4 protein-coding genes are annotated in these 4,354 nt (G+C 50.8%); all 4 read left to right on the forward strand.

Annotated features, from left to right (window positions below):
* Nucleotides 1–61: 61 nt before the first annotated feature.
* On the forward strand, nucleotides 62–1,774 hold the full coding sequence (locus tag BM021_RS14495) for a multiheme c-type cytochrome (RefSeq protein ID WP_090721698.1): 1,713 nt from the start codon (nucleotides 62–64) through the stop codon (nucleotides 1,772–1,774).
* Nucleotides 1,771–2,802: a hydroxylamine oxidation protein HaoB gene (gene haoB / locus BM021_RS14500; RefSeq protein ID WP_090721699.1), complete on the forward strand. Its 1,032-nt coding sequence runs from the start codon at nucleotides 1,771–1,773 to the stop codon at nucleotides 2,800–2,802. Before BM021_RS14495 ends, haoB begins: the two co-directional genes overlap by 4 nt.
* 132 nt (nucleotides 2,803–2,934) lie before the next feature.
* Nucleotides 2,935–3,660 carry a cytochrome c-550 CycA gene (gene cycA / locus BM021_RS14505; protein ID WP_090721700.1) on the forward strand — a complete coding sequence of 242 codons (726 nt, stop codon included), beginning with the start codon at nucleotides 2,935–2,937 and terminating at the stop codon, nucleotides 3,658–3,660.
* A partial coding sequence (locus tag BM021_RS14510) for a NapC/NirT family cytochrome c (protein ID WP_090721701.1) occupies nucleotides 3,657–4,354 on the forward strand: 698 nt, incomplete at its 3' end. The genes cycA and BM021_RS14510, both read left to right, overlap by 4 nt.

The following is a 4,354-nucleotide window of genomic DNA, read 5'->3' on the forward strand; positions in this document are numbered from 1 at the left end:
CGAGATTAGAACAATAAGAAGAGGGGGAAGTTATGAAAAACAAAGGAGAAGGAGAGAGGAGATGAATGCCAAGAGATGGCTGATTATAGGTGCGGTGATGCTAGGAGGATTCTTGATAGGATCGGCGCAGGCGGACATACCGAGCGTTCCGAACGAATTATATGAAGCGCTGAAGCTGGATCGTTCGAAGGTAACGCCGAAGGAATTACACGAAGCGCTGGTGAAGCGTTACAAGGACCCTGCGCATGGATCAGGTCCTGGGACGATGGCGCAATACTGGGAACCGATACCGTATGGGATATATTTAGACCCGAACACATTTTATAAATCACCGACGACTAATAAAGAGATAGCAAGCCGCAAGGAATGCGTAGAATGCCACACGGACGAATCGCCGGTATGGGTGCAAGCCTGGAAGCGCAGCAGTCATGCGAACTTAGACAAGATTCGCAATCTGAAGCCGGAAGACCCTACGTTTTACAAGAAAGCGAAACTGGAAGACGTAGAGAAGAACCTGCGTTCGATGGGTAGGCTGGCAGAAGGTGAGAACCTGAAAGAAGTAGGCTGCATAGACTGCCATGTAGACATTGGCATGAAGAAAAAAGCAGACCACGCTAAAGACATCAAGATGCCAACGGCAGACGTATGCGGCACCTGTCACCTGCAGGAATTTGCAGAACGTGAATCAGAACGCGACACGATGATCTGGCCGGCAGGACAATGGCCAGATGGACGCCCATCGCATGCGCTGGACTACAAAGCCAACGTAGAAACCACTGTCTGGGCGGCGATGCCACAACGTGAAGTAGCCGAAGGCTGCTCGATGTGTCACACCAATCAAAACAAATGTGACTCCTGCCACACCCGTCATGAATTCTCAGCGGCGGAATCCCGCAGACCGGAAGCCTGTGCCACCTGTCACAGTGGCGTAGACCACAACAACTGGGAAGCCTACTCCATGTCCAAGCACGGCAAGATGGTAGCGATGCTGGGCAATCAATGGAACTGGGACGTACAGCTGAAAGATGCTTTTGCGGTAGGCGGCCAGAGTGCTCCCACCTGTGCCAGCTGCCACATGGAATACGAAGGCGAATACAGCCACAACATGGTTAGAAAGATTCGCTGGGCCAACTACCCGTTTGTACCTGGGATCGCAGAAAACATCACGAGCGAATGGTCAGAAGCCCGCTTAGACTCATGGGTTGTCACCTGCACGCAATGTCACTCAGAACGTTTTGCACGCTCCTACCTTGATCTGATGGACAAAGGCACGCTGCAAGGACTGGCTAAATACCAGGAAGCACACGATGTGGTTGTGAAACTGTACGACGAAGGGCTGCTGGCTGGACAAAAAACCAACCGTCCAGACCCACCCCCGCCAGAAAAACCAGGCTTTGCGATATTCTCACAACTGTTCTGGTCAAAAGGCAACAACCCAGCCTCTTTAGAACTGAAGATTCTGGAAATGGGTGAAAATGACCTGGCCAAGATGCACGTAGGTTTAGCACACGTCAACCCTGGTGGCTGGACCTATACCGAAGGCTGGGGTCCGATGAACCGCGCCTACGTAGAAATTCAAGACGAAAACTTCCGTGTACGTGAGATGCTTGCACTGCAAGACCGCGTCAAGAATCTTGAATCCAAGAAAACCAGTTTACTGGACTTAGACAGCACAGCTGAGAAGATCTCACTGGGTGGTTTAGGCGGAGGCATGCTACTAGCCGGAACACTGGCACTGGCAGGCTGGCGCAAACGTAAGCAAAGCGAAGCTTGATAAGCAGCAACACAACTGATCGCGCCTCCAAGGCAGCGCGATCAGGAAACAAGCTACTCCCGTCAGTAGGCATACTCCTGGTGACGGGAGGTTTAATTTTACTGGGCTGGTTCACCTATCTCTGGTTTGCGCCGCAACCTGCACCTTACCACTATCAACTGATCGCAGAAGGCGACAGCAAGCGATTCCCGCAAATGGATCTGGATGCCTGGCCAGACCTGACGCTCAGCCAATACCAAGTACAAGCAGAAGGCGTTGACAAACCCATTGCTGAACTGATGGTAGCGCGCAAAGGCGATGGGCCTCCGGTACTCACCCACTGGAAGAACAGCACTCACGAAGTGCTCTACAACCTCGACAAAAAGCCCTCGGAACTCAGCGCACTGGCTACAGTCATAGGCCGTCACGCTCCCAAAGACGCCCTCATCCTCTCGTGGTGGGACACATCACGGCAAATCAAGCTGCTGACAGGACACGACACCCTTTTCACCAGCCACCTCAATGAACCGCTGATGATACCGGTCCCCTGGCTAGAACAAAGCAAAGTCATTCAAGCCTATGAAAACCAATTCTGGGAAAGTGAAGTCAGTCAAAAAGAGCGAGAACAATTCAAACACTTCAGTCAAGCTCTGGCAGCCCCTGCAGCAGAAGGAATTGCGCACCTGCGCAAGCTGATAGGCTCAGAGCGGGAAGCCTATTTGATCGTTCATGTCACCGACCTCTACAAACTAGGGCTCATGTACCCGGACAAAATCGGAGTTGCCTACCAGAATTTTCCGCTCACAGGCAACATGCACGGCATGATCAACCACATGAAAGTGCAAGTCAAAAAAAATGACTTTGACACTTACACCCTGCAATCCATCTCAGACGCAGAAATCAGAGTTTTCTTTTTAAGCGATGAAGCAAGCAGCCAAACACTCCTGGCAAGCATGCTACCATTTGTAGAAAAAAAAGCTCCGGTAGAACTGGAAGTAGCCCAACTGATTTACCAGCAAGGCGGCTATTGGGTCTACAAAATACCGTAGCCAGGCTCTGAAAGAGAGGCAACCAGAGCCACAAAGGACGCCAAAGCAGTCACATAACCATTTACACAATCTGGTGATAGCGTACAATACGAGGCCATTAAACTTGAATTAAAAAAGCATAAAGGAGGAAGGATGAAACACCCAATAACCTATGTACTTGCTATTTTAGCGATGTGGGCATTTTTTTCTGGCGCAGCCCTCGCAGACACCTATGAAGGCCGCACGAAATGTAGCTCGTGCCACAAATCGCAAGCCAAATCATGGAAAGACACCGCACATGCCAAGGCAATGGAATCCCTCAAACCTGGCGCACGCAAAGAAGCCAAGATCAAAGCCAAACTGGACCCGGACAAAGACTATACCCAGGACAAAGACTGTGTGGGCTGTCACGTTGATGGGTTTGGCAAGAAAGGCGGCTACACGATAGACGCGCCGAAGAAACCGCTGGCAGCGGTTGGCTGTGAATCCTGCCATGGCCCTGGCAAGAACTACCGGGGAGATCACCGCAAAGCTGGACAAGCCTTTGAAAGCAAAGGCACCACCACACAACGTAAAGTTTTGGCAGACAAAGGCCAAGACTTCCACTTTGAGGAAGCCTGCAATGCTTGTCACTTGAACTACGAAGGCTCACCGTGGAAAGGAGCAAAACCACCTTATACGCCATTCACACCGGAAGTAGATGAGAAATACACCTTCAACTTTGACAAGATGGTCAAAGATGTCAAAGCGATGCATGAACATTATAAACTTGACGGCACCTTCGTAGGAGAGCCCAAATTCAAGTATCATGACGAGTTCCAGGCAAACGCCAAGGAGAAGGTAGCGGACAAAAAAGATAAAAAAGGAAAAGACGAATGACAGGCTTACAAAAAGGCGCGATAGGGACTTTGCTGACAGGGGGCTTGCTTGGCATCCTGCTGGTAGCGGTAGTATTTGGAGGAGAAGCAGCGCTCTCCACCGAAGAATTCTGCACCAGCTGTCACTCGATGACCTATACGCAAACGGAATTAAAGCAATCGACCCACTATGGAGCACTGGGGGTAAATCCAGGCTGCAAGGACTGTCATATTCCGCAGGGATTCAGGAACTTCCACTTAGCGCTGTATACCCATGCGGTGGATGGAGCCAGGGAACTCTACTTGGAAATGGTGAACGATTATTCGACCTTAGAGAAGTTTAATGAACGACGCCTGATCATGGCGCATGATGCGCGCATGAACCTGAAGAAATGGGACAGCGTAACCTGCCGTGACTGCCATAAGGATCCGAATCCACCTGGAGCGGATGCGCAGGAAGCGCACAAGAAGCTGAAGACAGAAGGCGCGACCTGTATCGACTGCCACCAGAATCTGGTCCATGAAGAAGCACCGAAGACGGACTTGAATGCAAGCCTTGCGGCTGGCAAGATGGTACTGATGAAGGAAGAAGAAGAGGATGGTGGAGATGAGGAAGAAGATGAAGAGGACGAAGAAGACGAGAGCGAAGGCGCTAGTCCAGCCGTAGAAAGTGAAGCTCAGGGTGAAGATGACGATGAGGAGGAAGATGAAGAGTA

Source organism: Nitrosomonas sp. Nm166, from assembly GCF_900112825.1.
In the GTDB taxonomy this organism is placed as follows: domain Bacteria; phylum Pseudomonadota; class Gammaproteobacteria; order Burkholderiales; family Nitrosomonadaceae; genus Nitrosomonas.

Bases quoted from the DNA above. Each gene is read 5' to 3' on its own strand.
- cycA (WP_090721700.1), top strand. From the start codon at position 2,935: ATGAAACACCCAATAACCTATGTACTTGCTATTTTAGCGATGTGGGCA.
- BM021_RS14495 (WP_090721698.1), top strand. From the start codon at position 62: ATGAATGCCAAGAGATGGCTGATTATAGGTGCGGTGATGCTAGGAGGA.